General features: G+C 42.9%; 18 protein-coding genes. 17 read left to right on the top strand and 1 reads right to left on the bottom strand.

From position 1 onward, the window contains the following. Nucleotides 1–57: 57 nt before the first annotated feature. From D8836_RS04185 to whiA, 8 genes are read left to right on the top strand one after another with little or no spacing between them, the layout of a single operon-like run. The gene (locus tag D8836_RS04185; RefSeq protein ID WP_000162457.1) at nucleotides 58–564 is read left to right on the top strand and encodes a dihydrofolate reductase; all 507 of its coding nucleotides are present in this window, start codon (nucleotides 58–60) and stop codon (nucleotides 562–564) included. Next, nucleotides 564–734, top strand: a complete 171-nt coding sequence (locus D8836_RS04190; protein ID WP_000442274.1) for a hypothetical protein — start codon at nucleotides 564–566, stop codon at nucleotides 732–734. The genes D8836_RS04185 and D8836_RS04190 overlap by 1 nt, the downstream gene beginning before the upstream one ends. A gap of 40 nt (nucleotides 735–774) precedes the next feature. Further along, nucleotides 775–2,007, top strand: a complete 1,233-nt coding sequence (gene clpX / locus D8836_RS04195; protein ID WP_012972566.1) for an ATP-dependent Clp protease ATP-binding subunit ClpX — start codon at nucleotides 775–777, stop codon at nucleotides 2,005–2,007. Between the two features lie 8 nt (nucleotides 2,008–2,015). Continuing rightward, entirely contained in the window at nucleotides 2,016–2,603 is a 588-nt protein-coding gene (gene yihA, locus D8836_RS04200) for a ribosome biogenesis GTP-binding protein YihA/YsxC (RefSeq protein WP_125393242.1), read from the top strand. Nucleotides 2,604–2,613: 10 nt separating this feature from the next. After that, nucleotides 2,614–2,994: a RidA family protein gene (locus D8836_RS04205; RefSeq protein WP_001140420.1), complete on the top strand. Its 381-nt coding sequence runs from the start codon at nucleotides 2,614–2,616 to the stop codon at nucleotides 2,992–2,994. A gap of 51 nt (nucleotides 2,995–3,045) precedes the next feature. Continuing rightward, entirely contained in the window at nucleotides 3,046–3,936 is an 891-nt protein-coding gene (gene rapZ / locus D8836_RS04210; protein WP_125393243.1) for an RNase adapter RapZ, read from the top strand. Further along, a complete protein-coding gene (locus D8836_RS04215) occupies nucleotides 3,933–4,910 on the top strand; it encodes a YvcK family protein (RefSeq protein WP_001231075.1) in 978 nt (325 codons plus the stop codon). Before rapZ ends, D8836_RS04215 begins: the two co-directional genes overlap by 4 nt. Beyond that, nucleotides 4,907–5,818 (top strand): DNA-binding protein WhiA, encoded by a 912-nt coding sequence (gene whiA / locus D8836_RS04220; protein ID WP_033684109.1) that lies wholly within the window; start codon nucleotides 4,907–4,909, stop codon nucleotides 5,816–5,818. Before D8836_RS04215 ends, whiA begins: the two co-directional genes overlap by 4 nt. A 34-nt stretch (nucleotides 5,819–5,852) precedes the next feature. Here whiA and D8836_RS04225 read toward each other — a convergent pair whose 3' ends face one another. Beyond that, nucleotides 5,853–6,821: an NAD(P)/FAD-dependent oxidoreductase gene (locus tag D8836_RS04225; protein ID WP_125393244.1), complete on the bottom strand. Its 969-nt coding sequence runs from the start codon at nucleotides 6,819–6,821 to the stop codon at nucleotides 5,853–5,855. Nucleotides 6,822–6,959: 138 nt separating this feature from the next. Between D8836_RS04225 and cdaA the strand changes: the two genes are divergently transcribed. The 9 genes from cdaA to D8836_RS04270 all read left to right on the top strand — a co-directional run bounded on the left by cdaA (nucleotide 6,960) and on the right by D8836_RS04270 (nucleotide 15,949). Then, entirely contained in the window at nucleotides 6,960–7,817 is an 858-nt protein-coding gene (gene cdaA / locus D8836_RS04230) for a diadenylate cyclase CdaA (RefSeq protein WP_001011075.1), read from the top strand. Then, nucleotides 7,804–8,583 (top strand): CdaR family protein, encoded by a 780-nt coding sequence (locus tag D8836_RS04235; protein ID WP_125393245.1) that lies wholly within the window; start codon nucleotides 7,804–7,806, stop codon nucleotides 8,581–8,583. The genes cdaA and D8836_RS04235 overlap by 14 nt, the downstream gene beginning before the upstream one ends. Before the next feature lie 24 nt (nucleotides 8,584–8,607). Then, nucleotides 8,608–9,960, top strand: coding sequence for a phosphoglucosamine mutase (gene glmM / locus D8836_RS04240; protein WP_125393246.1), 1,353 nt, complete (start codon nucleotides 8,608–8,610; stop codon nucleotides 9,958–9,960). A 73-nt stretch (nucleotides 9,961–10,033) separates the two neighbouring features. Beyond that, nucleotides 10,034–10,408: a DUF1149 family protein gene (locus tag D8836_RS04245; protein ID WP_001050081.1), complete on the top strand. Its 375-nt coding sequence runs from the start codon at nucleotides 10,034–10,036 to the stop codon at nucleotides 10,406–10,408. A gap of 1 nt (nucleotide 10,409) precedes the next feature. Continuing rightward, nucleotides 10,410–11,258: a DegV family protein gene (locus tag D8836_RS04250; RefSeq protein WP_125393247.1), complete on the top strand. Its 849-nt coding sequence runs from the start codon at nucleotides 10,410–10,412 to the stop codon at nucleotides 11,256–11,258. 266 nt (nucleotides 11,259–11,524) lie between these two features. Continuing rightward, on the top strand, nucleotides 11,525–12,292 hold the full coding sequence (gene dapB, locus D8836_RS04255) for a 4-hydroxy-tetrahydrodipicolinate reductase (RefSeq protein WP_125393248.1): 768 nt from the start codon (nucleotides 11,525–11,527) through the stop codon (nucleotides 12,290–12,292). After that, nucleotides 12,289–13,488, top strand: coding sequence for a CCA tRNA nucleotidyltransferase (locus D8836_RS04260; protein WP_125393249.1), 1,200 nt, complete (start codon nucleotides 12,289–12,291; stop codon nucleotides 13,486–13,488). Before dapB ends, D8836_RS04260 begins: the two co-directional genes overlap by 4 nt. Then, complete coding sequence (locus tag D8836_RS04265; protein ID WP_125393250.1) at nucleotides 13,485–15,353, top strand: ABC-F family ATP-binding cassette domain-containing protein; 1,869 nt, start codon at nucleotides 13,485–13,487, stop codon at nucleotides 15,351–15,353. The genes D8836_RS04260 and D8836_RS04265 overlap by 4 nt, the downstream gene beginning before the upstream one ends. Further along, nucleotides 15,350–15,949, top strand: coding sequence for an STM3941 family protein (locus D8836_RS04270; protein WP_125393251.1), 600 nt, complete (start codon nucleotides 15,350–15,352; stop codon nucleotides 15,947–15,949). The genes D8836_RS04265 and D8836_RS04270 overlap by 4 nt, the downstream gene beginning before the upstream one ends. The last annotated feature ends 57 nt before the right edge of the window (nucleotides 15,950–16,006 follow it).

Genomic DNA, 16,006 nt, shown 5'->3' on the forward strand with positions numbered 1-16,006 from the left:
CCAGTCTTTTTTTGAGTTTTTTGATAAAATAGTACTATCAGTGAAAAGGATGGAAGCATGACTAAGAAAATTGTAGCTATTTGGGCCCAGGATGAAGAGGGTGTGATTGGTAAGGACAATCGTCTGCCTTGGCATTTGCCAGCAGAACTGCAACACTTCAAAGAAACAACTCTGAATCATGCTATCTTGATGGGACGTGTGACCTTTGATGGAATGGGGCGTCGTCTGCTTCCAAAACGGGAGACCTTGATTTTGACTCGTAACCCAGAAGAAAAGATAGATGGGGTTACCACTTTTTATGATGTCCAGTCTGTCTTGGACTGGTATCAGGCTCAAGAAAAGAATCTCTATATTATTGGTGGAAAGCAGATTTTTCAGGCTTTTGAACCCTATTTGGATGAAGTAATTGTCACTCAAATCCATGCTCGGGTGGAGGGAGATACCTATTTCCCTGAAGAGTTTGACTTGTCTATTTTTGAGACAGTTTCAAGCAAATCCTATACCAAAGATGAGAAAAATCCTTATGATTTTACCATCCAATACCGCAAGAGAAAGGAAGTCTAATGGAACGTAGTTTATTTGGTTTTTTCACAGCCATGCTGTGTTTGGTCTGCTTGCTTGCAGGAGCACAGGCTTTTCGTAAAAAGCGCTATGGACTTTCTGTCCTGCTCTGGTTAAATGCCTTTACCAATTTGGTCAATAGTGTCCATGCTTTTTACATGACCTTATTTTAGATAGAATGACAGTATAAAAAGAATAGAACGGAAGGAAATCATGCCTACAAATAGGAATAATGATATGATGGTTTATTGCTCATTTTGTGGCAAAAGCCAGGAAGAAGTACAAAAAATAATCGCAGGTAACAACGCCTTTATCTGTAATGAATGTGTGGAGTTAGCCCAGGAGATCATTCGGGAGGAGTTGGCGGAAGAAGTCTTGGCAGACTTGTCTGAAGTTCCAAAACCAATCGAACTTCTCCATATCTTGAACCACTATGTAATCGGTCAAGATCGTGCTAAACGTGCCTTAGCAGTGGCGGTTTACAACCACTACAAACGCATCAATTTCCACGATACGCGTGAAGAGTCAGAAGATGTGGATTTGCAGAAGTCAAACATCTTGATGATTGGCCCAACTGGTTCAGGGAAAACTTTCTTGGCCCAGACCTTGGCTAAAAGCTTGAATGTGCCTTTTGCTATTGCAGATGCGACAGCTCTTACTGAGGCTGGTTATGTCGGTGAGGATGTGGAAAATATCCTCCTCAAACTCCTGCAGGCTGCTGACTTTAATATTGAACGTGCAGAGCGTGGTATTATCTATGTGGATGAAATTGACAAGATTGCCAAGAAGAGTGAGAACGTGTCTATCACACGTGATGTTTCTGGTGAAGGGGTGCAACAAGCCCTCCTCAAGATTATCGAGGGAACCGTTGCTAGCGTGCCGCCTCAAGGTGGACGCAAACATCCGCAACAAGAGATGATTCAAGTGGATACTAAAAATATCCTCTTCATCGTGGGTGGTGCCTTTGATGGTATTGAAGAAATCGTCAAACAACGTCTGGGTGAAAAAGTCATCGGATTTGGTCAAAATAACAAGGCGATTGATGAAAATAGCTCATACATGCAAGAAATCATCGCAGAAGATATTCAAAAATTTGGTATTATCCCTGAGTTGATTGGACGCTTGCCAGTCTTTGCAGCTCTTGAGCAATTAACGGTTGATGACTTGGTTCGCATCTTGAAAGAGCCAAGAAATGCCTTGGTCAAACAATACCAAACCTTGCTTTCTTATGATGATGTTGAGTTGGAATTTGACGACGAAGCCCTTCAAGAAATCGCCAATAAGGCTATCGAACGCAAAACTGGTGCGCGTGGTCTTCGCTCGATTATCGAAGAAACCATGCTAGATGTCATGTTTGAAGTGCCGAGTCAGGAAAATGTGAAATTGGTTCGCATTACTAAAGAAGCTGTTGATGGAACGGATAAACCAATCCTAGAAACAGCCTAGAGGTGACTATGGAACTTAATACACATAATGCTGAAATCTTGCTCAGTGCGGCTAATAAATCCCACTATCCGCAGGATGAACTGCCAGAGATTGCTCTAGCAGGACGTTCAAATGTTGGTAAATCTAGCTTTATCAATACCATGCTGAACCGTAAGAATCTGGCTCGTACATCGGGGAAACCTGGTAAAACCCAGCTTCTCAACTTCTTTAACATCGATGATAAGATGCGCTTTGTGGATGTGCCTGGTTATGGCTATGCCCGCGTTTCCAAGAAGGAACGTGAAAAGTGGGGGAGCATGATTGAAGAGTATCTAACGACTCGGGAAAATCTCCGTGCAGTAGTCAGTCTAGTTGATCTCCGTCATGATCCGTCAGCAGATGATGTGCAGATGTATGAATTTCTCAAGTATTATGAGATTCCAGTCATCATTGTGGCGACAAAGGCGGACAAGATTCCTCGTGGTAAATGGAACAAGCATGAATCAGCAATTAAAAAGAAATTAAACTTTGACCCAAGTGACGATTTCATCCTCTTTTCATCTGTCAGCAAGGCAGGGATGGATGAGGCTTGGAATGCAATCTTAGAAAAATTGTGAGGAAAAGAAAATGGCAAAAACAATTCATACAGATAAAGCTCCAAAGGCTATCGGGCCTTATGTTCAAGGAAAAATCGTTGGCAACCTTTTGTTTGCTAGTGGTCAAGTTCCTCTCTCTCCTGAAACTGGGGAAATCGTTGGAGAAACGATCCAAGAACAGACAGAACAGGTCTTGAAAAACATCGGTGCTATTTTGGCAGAAGCGGGAACTGACTTTGACCATGTTGTCAAAACTACTTGCTTCTTGAGCGATATGAACGACTTTGTTCCTTTTAATGAGGTTTACCAAACGGCCTTTAAAGAGGAATTTCCAGCTCGTTCAGCAGTAGAGGTAGCTCGTCTTCCTCGTGATGTAAAAGTCGAAATCGAAGTCATCGCAGAGATTGGATAAGCTAGTTGAAGTTTGGTGTTGCCAAACTTCTTTTGATATAAGGAGAAAAAGATGACAAAGAAACAACTTCACTTGGTGATTGTAACAGGGATGAGTGGCGCAGGGAAAACAGTTGCCATTCAGTCCTTCGAAGATTTGGGATATTTCACTATTGATAATATGCCGCCAGCCCTCTTGCCTAAGTTTTTGCAGTTGGTGGAAACAAAGGAAGACGACCATAAGTTAGCTTTGGTAGTGGATATGCGTAGCCGTTCTTTCTTCTCAGAGATTCAAGCTGTTTTGGATGAGTTGGAAAATCAAGATGATTTGGATTTCAAAATCCTCTTTTTGGATGCAGCCGATAAGGAATTGGTCGCTCGTTACAAGGAAACCAGACGAAGTCACCCACTAGCAGCTGACGGTCGGATTTTGGATGGAATTAAGCTGGAACGTGAACTCTTAGCACCACTGAAAAACATGAGCCAAAATGTTGTGGATACGACAGAACTCACTCCACGTGAACTGCGTAAAACCATTGCAGAGCAGTTTGCGGATCAGGAACAAGCCCAGTCTTTCCGTATCGAAGTCATGTCTTTTGGCTTTAAATATGGAATCCCGATTGATGCAGATTTAGTCTTTGATGTCCGATTCTTGCCAAATCCCTACTACCTACCAGAACTGAGAAACCAAACGGGTGTGGATGAGCCAGTTTATGACTATGTCATGAATCATCCTGAGTCAGAAGATTTTTATCAACATTTGTTGGCCTTGATTGAGCCGATTTTGCCAAGTTACCAAAAGGAAGGGAAGTCCGTTTTGACCATTGCTATGGGATGTACGGGGGGGCAGCACCGTAGTGTGGCCTTTGCTAAACGCTTGGCGCAGGACTTATCCAAGACTTGGCCTGTCAATGAAGGGCATCGCGACAAAGACCGAAGAAAGGAAACGGTAAACCGTTCATGAGAAAACCAAAGATAACGGTGATTGGTGGAGGGACTGGGATCCCCGTCATTCTTAAAAGTCTGCGTGAAAAAGATGTGGAAATCGCAGCTATCGTAACGGTGGCGGATGATGGTGGTTCATCAGGTGAACTCCGAAAAAATATGCAGCAGTTGACACCGCCAGGTGATCTTCGCAATGTCCTTGTGGCCATGTCGGATATGCCTAAGTTTTATGAAAAGGTCTTTCAATACCGCTTTTCTGAGGATGCGGGAGCCTTTGCTGGCCATCCATTGGGTAATCTCATCATTGCAGGTCTGTCAGAGATGCAGGGTTCGACCTATAATGCCATGCAGTTATTGAGCAAATTTTTCCACACAACTGGGAAGATTTATCCTTCCAGTGACCATCCCTTGACCCTTCATGCAGTCTTTCAGGATGGGACAGAGGTGGCTGGAGAGAGCCATATTGCAGACCATCCAGGCATGATTGACCATGTCTATGTGACCAATACCCTCAACGATGATACGCCTCTGGCTAGCCGTCGAGTAGTGCAGACCATTCTTGAAAGTGACATGATTGTCCTCGGACCTGGTTCTCTATTTACCTCTATTTTGCCCAATATCGTGATTAAGGAAATCGGGCAGGCGCTTTTGGAAACCAAGGCAGAAATCGCTTATGTCTGCAATATCATGACCCAACGTGGGGAGACGGAACACTTTACAGATAGTGATCACGTGGAAGTCTTGCATCGTCACCTTGGCCGACCTTTTATCGACACTGTCTTGGTGAATATTGAAAAAGTTCCTCAGGAATACATGAATTCCAACCGGTTTGATGAATATTTGGTGCAGGTGGAACATGATTTTGCTGGTCTTTGTAAGCAAGTTCCGCGCGTGATTTCATCTAACTTCCTTCGTCTGGAAAATGGAGGTGCCTTCCACGATGGAGATTTGATCGTGGATGAGTTGATGCGGATTATACAGGTGAGAAAATGAGTTTCACAGTAGCAGTAAAAGAAGAAATTCTGGGTCAGCACCATCTAAGCCGGCATGAATTATCTGCCATTATCAAGATGTCTGGTAGCATCGGTCTCTCGACCTCGGGCCTAACCTTGTCTGTCGTGACAGAAAATGCCAAACTGGCTCGTCACCTCTATGAGTCCTTTCTCCATTTCTACGAAATCAAATCGGAAATCCGACACCACCAAAGAAGTAATCTTCGTAAGAATCGGGTCTATACCGTTTTTACAGATGAAAAGGTGCAGGACTTATTGAGTGATTTGCACTTGGCAGACTCTTTCTTTGGCCTGGAAACAGGTATTGATGAGGAGATTTTATCAGACGAGGAAGCCGGTCGTGCTTATCTTTGTGGCGCTTTCTTGGCAAATGGAAGCATTCGTGACCCTGAATCAGGTAAGTACCAGTTGGAAATCAGTTCGGTTTATCTGGATCACGCGCAAGGGATTGCCTCTCTTCTCCAGCAGTTTTTGCTGGATGCCAAGGTGCTTGAGCGCAAGAAGGGAGCTGTGACCTATCTCCAGCGAGCCGAAGATATTATGGACTTCTTGATTGTCATCGGAGCCATGCAGGCGCGTGATGATTTTGAGCGGGTTAAGATTTTACGAGAAACCCGTAATGACCTCAATCGGGCCAATAATGCTGAAACAGCTAATATCGCTCGGACAGTTTCTGCCAGCATGAAGACTATTAACAATATCAGTAAAATCAAAGATATCATGGGTTTAGAAAATCTGCCAGTGGATTTGCAGGAAGTAGCGCAGTTGCGGATTCAGCACCCAGACTACTCTATCCAGCAGTTGGCAGATAGTCTTAGCACTCCCCTTACAAAAAGTGGTGTCAACCACAGACTCAGAAAGATAAACAAATTAGCCGATGAACTATAAAACCACGAATCCTATGTGACTCGTGGTTCTTTTTTTATAAACTAGTAGAGTGTTTTGGTTGTACTTTTTGCTCTGGGTCAATGTAGTTGATGGCGTTGTTAACAGCGGTTGGTGCTTCTCCAAGCCCTGTTGCAATCAGGTCAATTTTTCCTTCATAGTAGCAGCAGTCACCGATAGCATAGATACCTGCTTTGCTAGATTCTTGCTTGCTATTGACGATAATCTTGTGGCGGTTGAGGTCCAGACCCCAGTTTTTNAGGTTACCAACAGAAGATTTGAAACCATAGTTGACAAAGAGGTGGTCTAGGTCAATAGTTTCTGTTTCATCAGATTTAACTTTTGTGATTTCCAACTTGTCAAGCGTTTTTCTATCTCCAAGGAGTTGGCTAGGGATGAATGGTGTCTTGATGGTCACAGATGATTCTTGCAAGGCTTGGACACTGTGTTCCATGGCGCGGAAATTATCTCTGCGGTGTACAAGGGTAGTTGGTGCAATTTTTTCAAAAGCCAAAGCCCAATCCACAGCTGAGTCTCCTCCACCAAGAATCGTCACTTTCTTACCAGCATATTGCTGGATGTTGGAAACGTGGTAGTGGATATTTTCATAGCCCTCAACGCCTTCTAGTTCCAGAGGACGTGGTTTGAAGGCACCGCCACCCATAGCGATGATAACTGTTTTAGTCAGGTGACTTCCTTTAGAAGTTGTGATGACAAATCCTTCTTCTTGTTTTTCAATCTCAAGAACCGTTTCATTGAGATGAATAGGGGTATCAAAGCCGTTTAGTTGTTCAATCAAGCGGTTGGTCAATTCTTCTCCAGTCAGATTTGGGAAACCTGGTACGTCTAGGATTTCCTTTTCAGGATAGAGAATAGCAGGTTGTCCACCTAGTTGTGGAAGAGAGTCGATGATTTGGACCTTGGCTTGGCGTAGGTGGGCATAAAAGGCTGCAAAAAGACCGACAGGACCACCACCTACAATGGTAATATCATAGAGTTGAGACATGGTTTCTCCTTTGTTTTTTCTAGTCAGTTTATTTTATCATATTTTTTCTTTAATTTAAAATGAAGTAGGATAGGGAAAAAAATGTCAGAAAAATGGTATAATAGAAAGGAACGTGTTTGGACAGAGAGGAGACAGCAGATGAACTTTCAACAATTATCCAACCTGCAATATTGGACTAGCTTGTTTTCTAGTCCTTGGAGTATTGCCATCAATGTGTTTGATATTTTGATTGTGGCCTATATTTTATATCGTTTTACAAAAGCGATAGCTGGCACCAAGATTATGATTTTGGTGCGTGGGGTCGTGATTTTTGTATTAGCCCAGGTTGTGGCCAATATCCTTGGTTTAACAACGATTTCTTGGTTGATTAATCAAATTATCACCTATGGAGTTATTGCTGCGGTTGTTATCTTTTCTCCAGAGATTCGGACTGGTTTGGAACGCTTGGGAAGGGCGACAGATTTCTTTTCTACTGCTCAAATTAGTGCAGAGGAGCAAATGATTCGTGCCTTTGTCAAGTCGGTTGAATATATGAGTCCTCGTAAGATTGGTGCTCTGGTTGCCATCCAACGAGTTCGGACCTTACAAGAATACATTGCGACAGGGATTCCTTTGGATGCCAATATTTCAGCTGAACTCCTTATTAATATCTTTATCCCCAACACTCCCCTACACGATGGTGCTGTGATTATCAGAGAAAATCGAATAGCAGTAACCTCTGCCTATCTTCCCTTGACAGAAAGCACAGGGATTTCCAAGGAATTTGGGACCAGACACCGGGCGGCTATCGGTTTGTCAGAAGTATCCGATGCCTTGACCTTCATCGTCTCAGAGGAAACAGGAGGCATTTCTATTACCTATAACGGTGTTTTCAAGCACGACTTGACGATTGAAGAATTTGAAGCAGAGCTACGAGCAATTCTTTTGCCGGCTGTTGAGGAAAAAGTCAGTTTCAAGGATCGTTTGCTAGGAGGTTGGAAATATGAGAAAAAATAGTCTATATATCATTTCATCTCTCTTTTTTGCTTGTGTCTTATTCATTTATGCAACGTCAACCAACTTTCAAAATAGCAATACCGCAAGGCAGGTCAAATCAGAAACCTACACCAATACGATAACGAACGTTCCTATCGATATTCACTATGATAATGACCAGTATTTCATTAGTGGATTTGCATCAGAAGTTTCAGTGATATTAACCGGAGCTAATCGTGTGACCTTGGCCAGCGAAATGCAGGAGAGCACTCGTAAGTTTAAGGTCACAGCGGATTTGACGGATGCCAGTGTTGGAACGATTGAAGTTCCCTTGAATATTGAAAATCTTCCAAGCGGATTGACCGCTGTGGCAACGCCTCAAAAGATTACAGTGAAAGTTGGGAAGAAGGTTAAGCGAGATGGGATGATTGTTGTGCCACAAGTTGACCAAAGCCAGATTGATTCCAAGCTACAAATTGATAGTGTAACCGTGTCAAACGAACGAGTTTCTGTCACAACTGACCAAGAAACACTAGCTAAAATTGATCGTATTATTGCGCTTTTACCAACTAGCGAACGGATAACAGGTAATTACAGTGGTTCAGTACCTTTGCAGGCAATCGACCGTAATGGTGTTGTCTTACCAGCGGTGATTACTCCATTTGATACGACAATGAAGGTCACTACAAAACCTGTGGGTACAAGTTCAAACACATCAAATTCAACTACAAGCAGTTCGTCGGAGACATCTTCGTCAACGAAAGCAACTAGTTCAAAAACGAATTAAAAATAGGAAAAGGATTTTATAAAAATGGGTAAATATTTTGGGACTGATGGAGTCCGTGGAGAAGCTAACGTAGAATTAACGCCAGAATTGGCCTTTAAACTAGGACGTTTTGGAGGCTATGTTCTTAGCCAACATGAAACGGAAGCACCGAAAGTTTTTGTAGGACGTGATACACGTATTTCTGGGGAAATGTTAGAATCTGCCTTGGTGGCAGGTCTCCTCTCTGTAGGGATTCACGTCTACAAACTTGGTGTCCTTGCAACACCAGCAGTAGCTTACTTGGTAAAAACTGAGGGAGCCAGTGCAGGTGTCATGATTTCTGCTAGCCATAACCCAGCCCTTGATAATGGAATTAAGTTCTTTGGTGGTGATGGTTTCAAACTAGATGACGAAAAAGAAGCAGAAATTGAAGCCTTGCTAGACGCTGCAGAAGACACTCTGCCACGTCCAAGTGCAGAAGGCTTGGGAACCTTGGTAGATTATCCAGAAGGCTTGCGTAAGTATGAAGGCTACCTTGTTTCAACTGGAACTCCTCTTGATGGAATGAAGGTTGCCTTGGATACAGCCAATGGTGCAGCTTCTACAAGTGCCCGTCAAATCTTTGCAGATCTTGGTGCTCAATTAACTGTTATCGGGGAAACACCAGATGGTCTTAACATCAACCTTAATGTTGGTTCAACCCACCCAGAAACCCTTCAAGAAGTGGTCAAAGAAAGTAGCTCAGCTATTGGTTTGGCCTTTGACGGAGACAGTGACCGCTTGATTGCTGTTGATGAAAATGGTGAGATCGTCGATGGTGATAAGATTATGTACATCATCGGGAAATACCTTTCTGAAAAAGGACAATTGGCCCAAAATACAATCGTGACAACCGTTATGTCTAACCTTGGTTTCCACAAGGCCTTGGACCGTGAAGGCATTAACAAGGCAGTCACTGCAGTTGGCGATCGTTACGTTGTTGAAGAAATGAGAAAATCAGGCTACAACCTTGGTGGTGAACAGTCTGGTCACGTTATCTTGATGGATTACAATACAACAGGTGATGGTCAATTATCAGCTGTCCAATTGACAAAAATCATGAAGGAAACTGGTAAGAGCTTGTCAGAGTTGGCAGCAGAAGTAACCATCTATCCACAAAAATTAGTCAATATCCGAGTGGAAAATGCCATGAAGGAAAAGGCTATGGAAGTGACAGCTATTAAGGATATCATTGAGAAGATGGAAGCTGAAATGGCAGGCAATGGCCGTATCCTAGTACGCCCAAGTGGAACAGAACCCCTCTTGCGTGTCATGGCAGAAGCGCCTACAACAGAAGAAGTAGACTACTATGTTGATACCATCGCAGACGTAGTTCGAGCTGAAATTGGGATTGACTAAATCCTAGAAAACTAGATGAAAATAAAAAATTATGGTACAATAGCTTATAATATTGTAGCCGAGGGAGAAAGACATGAATCTTAAACGTGAACAAGAATTTGTTAGTCAGTATCATTTTGATGCGCGTAATTTTGAATGGGAAAATGAAAATGGAGCCCCTGAAACTAAGGTGGATGTGAACTTCCAATTAATTCAACATGACCAAGAAAATCAAGTGACTTCCTTGATTGTTGTCTTGAGTTTTATGATTGTATTTGATAAATTTGTCATCAGTGGAACCATTTCACAGGTGAACCATATCGATGGTCGTATTGTTAACGAACCAAGTGAATTGAACCAAGAAGAAGTGGAAACCTTGGCTCGTCCATGTTTGAACATGCTCAACCGTTTGACTTACGAAGTAACTGAAATTGCATTAGACTTACCAGGAATCAATTTGGAGTTCTAATATGAAATTAGCTGTTATCACAGATTCCTCTGCCTATCTTAGTGCAGAGGCCTTGCAAAGAGAAGATTTATTTGTCTTGGATATTCCTGTCAATATTGATGGTGAAGAGTATGTCGAAGGCATCAATCTGACTGCTGAGGAATTTTACCAAAAAATGTCTCAGGCTTCTGAATTGCCTAAGACTAGTCAACCAAGTATTGCCAAGTTAGATGAGATTCTAACTTCGCTCAAAGAACAAGGTTATACCCATGCTTTGGGGCTTTTCCTATCTTCTGGAATTTCAGGTTTTTACCAAAATATCCAGTACATGGTCGATGATTATGAGGGATTAACCATTGCCTTCCCAGACACTTTGATTACAAGTGCTCCTCTGGGTATCATGGTTGAAAGTGTCTTTAACTGGCGAGACCAGGGTGATGACTTTGCCATTATTCAGGATAAGCTAGCTATTCAGATTAGTCATACATCTGCTTTCATCATGGTGGATGACTTGGACCACTTGGTTAAAGGTGGACGCCTTTCAAATGGAGCTGCTATTTTGGGCAATCTGTTAAGCATTAAGCCAATTCTTTATTTCAACGACCAAGGTGTGATTGAAGTGTACGAAAAAGTCCGTACTGAAAAGAAAGCAACCAAGCGCTTAATTGAGATTATCAAGGAAGCCACAGCTTCAGGCCAATACCGTATCATTGTCATTCACGGAAATGCTCCTGAAAAGGCTGAGGAATTGCGTCAACACTTGCTTGAGTCTGGAGGGGGTACGGATATTTCACTTGCTACATTTGGTAGTGTCATTGGAACACACCTAGGAGCAGGAAGCATTGCTTTAGGTTATATACCAGTGATTTAGTTGGCGCTTCTAGGCTAGTTAAGAAATAGCAATTGAACACGGACTACCTGCCTCTCGAAAAAAGATGCCTGTCTTGCCTTTCATGGAAAGTCAGCGCCACCCCCTATTTTTTACGGGCAGCTAAGATCCTTTGTATCTTGATAATTGAACACGCCTTGAGCACTGTGTGAAAAATATAGTTCTTCCAAGGAGGAGACACTCCTTGATTAGAACTCCTATTTTCACTTTGTGTTCCTACAGGCTTTGTATCTTAAATAGGAGTAAAGATGAGTATTCGAGTAATTATTGCTGGTTTTAAGGGAAAGATGGGCCAGGCTGCTTGTCAGATGGTCTTGGTTGATCCAGACTTGGACTTAGTGGCAGTTTTAGATCCTTTTGAGCCTGAGTCAGAATGGCAGGGTATTCCTGTTTTCAAGGATAAGACTGATTTAGCAGGCTTTGAAGCGGATGTCTGGGTAGACTTTACTACACCAGCCGTTGCCTATGAAAACACACGCTTTGCTCTTGAAAATGGCTTTGCTCCAGTAGTTGGAACAACTGGTTTCACGAGTGAAGAAATTGCAGAGCTAAAAGCATTCTCTCGTGCTCAAGATTTGGGTGGCCTGATCGCTCCTAACTTTGCCTTGGGTGCTGTTTTACTCATGCAATTTGCAAGGCAGGCTGCTAAATATTTCCCAAATGTGGAGATTATCGAGCTCCATCATGACAAGAAAAAGGATGCTCCGAGTGGAACAGCTATTAAAACAGCTGAGTTAATGGCAGAAGTTCGAGAGTCTATCCAGCAAGGTGCGCCTGATGAGGAAGAATTGATTGCAGGAGCTCGTGGTGCTAACTTTGATGGCATGCGGATCCATTCAGTGCGTTTGCCAGGCTTGGTAGCCCATCAGGAAGTCATCTTTGGCAATCAGGGAGAAGGATTGACCCTCCGTCATGACTCCTATGATCGCAGCTCCTTCATGACAGGGGTGAATTTGGGAATTAAAGAAGTTGTCAAGCGTCATGAGCTTGTCTATGGATTAGAACACTTATTATGAGATTAACGCAAATGCCTTCTGAATTTCAGAAGGCTTTACCAGTATTAGAAAAAATCAAAGAAGCAGGTTTTGAGGCCTATTTTGTTGGGGGCTCTGTTCGAGATGCCATCCTCAATCGTCCTATCCATGATGTGGATATTGCGACGTCTTCTTATCCAGAGGAGACCAAGCAGATTTTTCCGCGAACAGCCGATATCGGAATTGAGCATGGAACTGTCTTGGTCTTAGATGGGGATGAGGAGTATGAGGTAACCACCTTTCGTACAGAGGATGTCTATGTGGACTATCGCAGACCCAGTGCGGTCTCCTTTGTGCGCTCGCTAGAAGAAGACCTCAAACGCCGTGATTTCACAGTCAATGCCTTTGCTTTGGATGAGACGGGGGAAATCATTGACTTGTTCCATGGCTTAGAAGATTTAGAAAATCAAGTTTTGCGGGCGGTTGGAGTAGCTAGTGAGCGTTTCAACGAAGATGCTTTGCGGATTATGCGTGGCTTCCGTTTTCAGGCCAGTCTTGGCTTTGAGCTTGAGTCAGAAACATTTAAAGCTATGAAGACTTTGACGCCACTTTTGGAGAAAATTTCTGTAGAGCGTACCTTCGTTGAGTTTGATAAACTCTTGCTGGCTCCATTTTGGAGAAGGGGCTTGGCTTCCATGATTGAGAGTCAAGCTTATGATTATCTCCCTGATATGGCAGCTAGCCAGGACAAGCTTAACAGACTGTTTGAGTTAGAGACCGATTTTACTTTTGAATCCTCTGAACAAGCCTGGGCGGCTCTACTGTGGGCTTTGGATATTGAAAATGCGCAGCCCTTTTTGAAGGCTTGGAAGACCTCACGCCAGTTTGCTAAGCAAGTTCAGGATTTACTGACTATTTTGGCCTTGCGTGAAAAGGGAGAATTGAGCAAGCGCGATTGTTACCGCTTTGACTTGGATTTGCTTTTACAGGCTGAAAATCTTCGTCAGGCTCAGGGAAAACCAGTCAACCCACAAGCCATAACAGAAACCTACCAGAGCTTGACTATTCATGATAAGAAAGAAATTCAAATCAACGGTGGTATTTTGATCAAGGAATATGACTATCAGCCGGGACCAGACTTGGGAGAGATTTTAACAGAGATTGAGTATGCCATTGTCGATGGAGAATTGGAAAATGACCGTCAAGCCATCCATGCTTATCTAAGGGAGAAAAAATGAGTGATTTTATCGTTGAAAAACTAAGTAAATCCGTCGGTGACAAGATCGTTTTTAAGGATATTTCCTTTATTATCCATGACTTGGATAGAATTGGTCTAATCGGTGTCAATGGGACTGGTAAGACTACCCTTTTGGATGTTCTTTCTGGTGTTTCTGGCTTTGATGGGGATGTCAGTCCCTTTTCAGCTAAGAATGATTACCAGATTGGTTACTTGACTCAAGATCCTGATTTTGATGATTGCAAGACCGTTTTGGATACGGTTCTATCAAGCGATCTCAAGGAAATCCAGCTCATTCGTGAGTACGAGTTGATCATGCTCAACTACAGTGAGGACAAGCAGGTACGTTTGGAACGGGTTATGGCTGAAATGGACTCTCTCCAAGCTTGGGAAATTGAGAGTCAGGTCAAGACCGTTCTCAGTAAGCTAGGGATTCAGGACTTGTCGACTCCTGTTGGGGAATTGTCAGGTGGTCTGAGAAGACGAGTTCAGTTGGCGCAAGTTCTTCTTGGCAACCACGACCTCTTGCTACTGGATGAGCCAACCAACCATCTGGATATTGCAACTATCGAGTGGCTGACCCTCTTTTTGAAAAATTCCAAGAAGACCGTCCTTTTTATCACCCACGATCGTTATTTCTTAGATGCGCTGTCAACACGGATTTTCGAGTTGGATCGAGCTGGTTTGATGGAATATCAGGGGAATTATCAGGACTATGTTCGCCTCAAGGCAGAACAGGACGAGCGCGATGCGGCTCTTCTCCACAAAAAGGAACAACTTTATAAGCAAGAATTAGCCTGGATGCGCAGGCAACCGCAGGCGCGTGCGACCAAGCAACAGGCTCGTATTAATCGTTTCCATGACTTGAAGAAAGAAGTTTCAGGTGGAGTTGCTGAGACAGACTTGACCATGAACTTTGAGACCAGTCGAATTGGGAAAAAAGTCATCGAGTTTCAGGATGTTTCTTTTGCCTATGAAAACAAGCCTATTTTGCAAAATTTTAATCTCTTGGTGCAGGCCAAAGACCGTATCGGAATTGTTGGGGACAACGGTGTTGGAAAATCAACCCTGCTTAACCTGATTGCAGGCAGTCTTAAGCCGACAGCAGGTCAAGTTGTGATAGGGGAAACTGTTCGCATTGCCTATTTCTCTCAGCAAATCGAGGGCTTAGATGAAAGCAAGCGAGTGATCAATTACCTGCAGGAAGTGGCAGAGGAGGTTAAGACCAGCGGTGGTTCTATGACTTCCATCGCTGAGTTGCTGGAGCAGTTCCTCTTCCCACGTTCAACGCATGGAACCTTGATTGAGAAATTGTCTGGTGGAGAGAAAAAACGCCTTTATCTCCTCAAACTGCTCCTTGAAAAACCAAATGTTCTTCTCTTGGACGAGCCAACCAATGATCTAGACATTGCGACCTTGACAGTTTTGGAGAATTTTTTGCAAGGCTTTGCAGGTCCTGTCTTGACAGTTAGCCATGACCGTTATTTCTTGGATAAGGTAGCAACCAAGATTCTCGCTTTTGAGGATGGCAAGATTCGTCCTTTCTTTGGTCATTACACCGACTACCTTGATGAAAAAACCTTTGAAACAGATATAGTCAATCAAGTGCAAAAGGCCGAAAAGGAAAAAGTGGTCAAGGTCCGTGAAGACAAGAAACGCATGACCTATCAAGAAAAGCAGGAGTGGGCAAGCATTGAAGGCGATATTGAAGCCTTGGAAAACCGTATCGCTGCGATTGAAGAGGAAATGCAGGCTAACGGCTCTGATTTTGGTAAGCTAGCGACTCTTCAAAAAGAACTAGATGAGAAGAATGAAGCACTCCTTGAAAAATACGAACGCTATGAGTATTTAAGTGAGTTAGCATGACTGAAGAAAAAGTCATTAAATGTAGTCCCAAGAAAATCATTTGGAACACCTTGTTTGCCTTGGCTTCAGCACTTTTATTGTTGTTAGCTCTCTATTATTTCCATTCGCATTCGCAAAAGGGGACCAGACTTCATACGATAAGTCTTTTGTTAATGCTGGCTTTACTTTTTTATGTTGGAGTAGGAGTTTATCTGACTTACAGACTTTTAAGTTCGGACAAGGAATATTTGAGATTTACTGTTCAGGGATTTTACTACAAACCGAATCCAAAGAAATCCAGTCATTTCTATGCTTGGGCTGATGTAGAGGAATTTTCTTTCTCTCGGATTCGAGGGAAGTATAGGAATTCCTATCAGATTGAAGTTTATTTTAAAAACAAGGAAAATGAGAAATCCCAATCACTTCTATCTATACTGAAGAGAAGGTGTTTCCCTTTTCATCAGTCAGCAGATTTGAACATCCCTATCTTTCTACTAGATGTAGGTCTTCCTGAAAGGGTATACGAGATCATGAAGTACTATGAAAGAGAATGGCGTATCGAACAAAATCGTCAAGCAAGAAAACAGACAAAACAAGCTTCGAAAGCCAAATCTTAAAAACAGCGATAAGCCAGATTAGGTTTAAGAAAACCAATCAAAAAGCCCTATCCACTG

The sequence above is a fragment of the Streptococcus mitis genome, from assembly GCF_003942995.1.
Taxonomy (GTDB): Bacteria; Bacillota; Bacilli; order Lactobacillales; family Streptococcaceae; genus Streptococcus; species Streptococcus mitis_CV.

Bases quoted from the DNA above. Each gene is read 5' to 3' on its own strand.
- D8836_RS04185 (WP_000162457.1), top strand. From the start codon at position 58: ATGACTAAGAAAATTGTAGCTATTTGGGCCCAGGATGAAGAGGGTGTG.
- D8836_RS04190 (WP_000442274.1), top strand. From the start codon at position 564: ATGGAACGTAGTTTATTTGGTTTTTTCACAGCCATGCTGTGTTTGGTC.
- clpX (WP_012972566.1), top strand. From the start codon at position 775: ATGCCTACAAATAGGAATAATGATATGATGGTTTATTGCTCATTTTGT.
- yihA (WP_125393242.1), top strand. From the start codon at position 2,016: ATGGAACTTAATACACATAATGCTGAAATCTTGCTCAGTGCGGCTAAT.
- D8836_RS04205 (WP_001140420.1), top strand. From the start codon at position 2,614: ATGGCAAAAACAATTCATACAGATAAAGCTCCAAAGGCTATCGGGCCT.
- rapZ (WP_125393243.1), top strand. From the start codon at position 3,046: ATGACAAAGAAACAACTTCACTTGGTGATTGTAACAGGGATGAGTGGC.
- D8836_RS04215 (WP_001231075.1), top strand. From the start codon at position 3,933: ATGAGAAAACCAAAGATAACGGTGATTGGTGGAGGGACTGGGATCCCC.
- whiA (WP_033684109.1), top strand. From the start codon at position 4,907: ATGAGTTTCACAGTAGCAGTAAAAGAAGAAATTCTGGGTCAGCACCAT.
- cdaA (WP_001011075.1), top strand. From the start codon at position 6,960: ATGAACTTTCAACAATTATCCAACCTGCAATATTGGACTAGCTTGTTT.
- D8836_RS04235 (WP_125393245.1), top strand. From the start codon at position 7,804: ATGAGAAAAAATAGTCTATATATCATTTCATCTCTCTTTTTTGCTTGT.
- glmM (WP_125393246.1), top strand. From the start codon at position 8,608: ATGGGTAAATATTTTGGGACTGATGGAGTCCGTGGAGAAGCTAACGTA.
- D8836_RS04245 (WP_001050081.1), top strand. From the start codon at position 10,034: ATGAATCTTAAACGTGAACAAGAATTTGTTAGTCAGTATCATTTTGAT.
- D8836_RS04250 (WP_125393247.1), top strand. From the start codon at position 10,410: ATGAAATTAGCTGTTATCACAGATTCCTCTGCCTATCTTAGTGCAGAG.
- dapB (WP_125393248.1), top strand. From the start codon at position 11,525: ATGAGTATTCGAGTAATTATTGCTGGTTTTAAGGGAAAGATGGGCCAG.
- D8836_RS04260 (WP_125393249.1), top strand. From the start codon at position 12,289: ATGAGATTAACGCAAATGCCTTCTGAATTTCAGAAGGCTTTACCAGTA.
- D8836_RS04265 (WP_125393250.1), top strand. From the start codon at position 13,485: ATGAGTGATTTTATCGTTGAAAAACTAAGTAAATCCGTCGGTGACAAG.
- D8836_RS04270 (WP_125393251.1), top strand. From the start codon at position 15,350: ATGACTGAAGAAAAAGTCATTAAATGTAGTCCCAAGAAAATCATTTGG.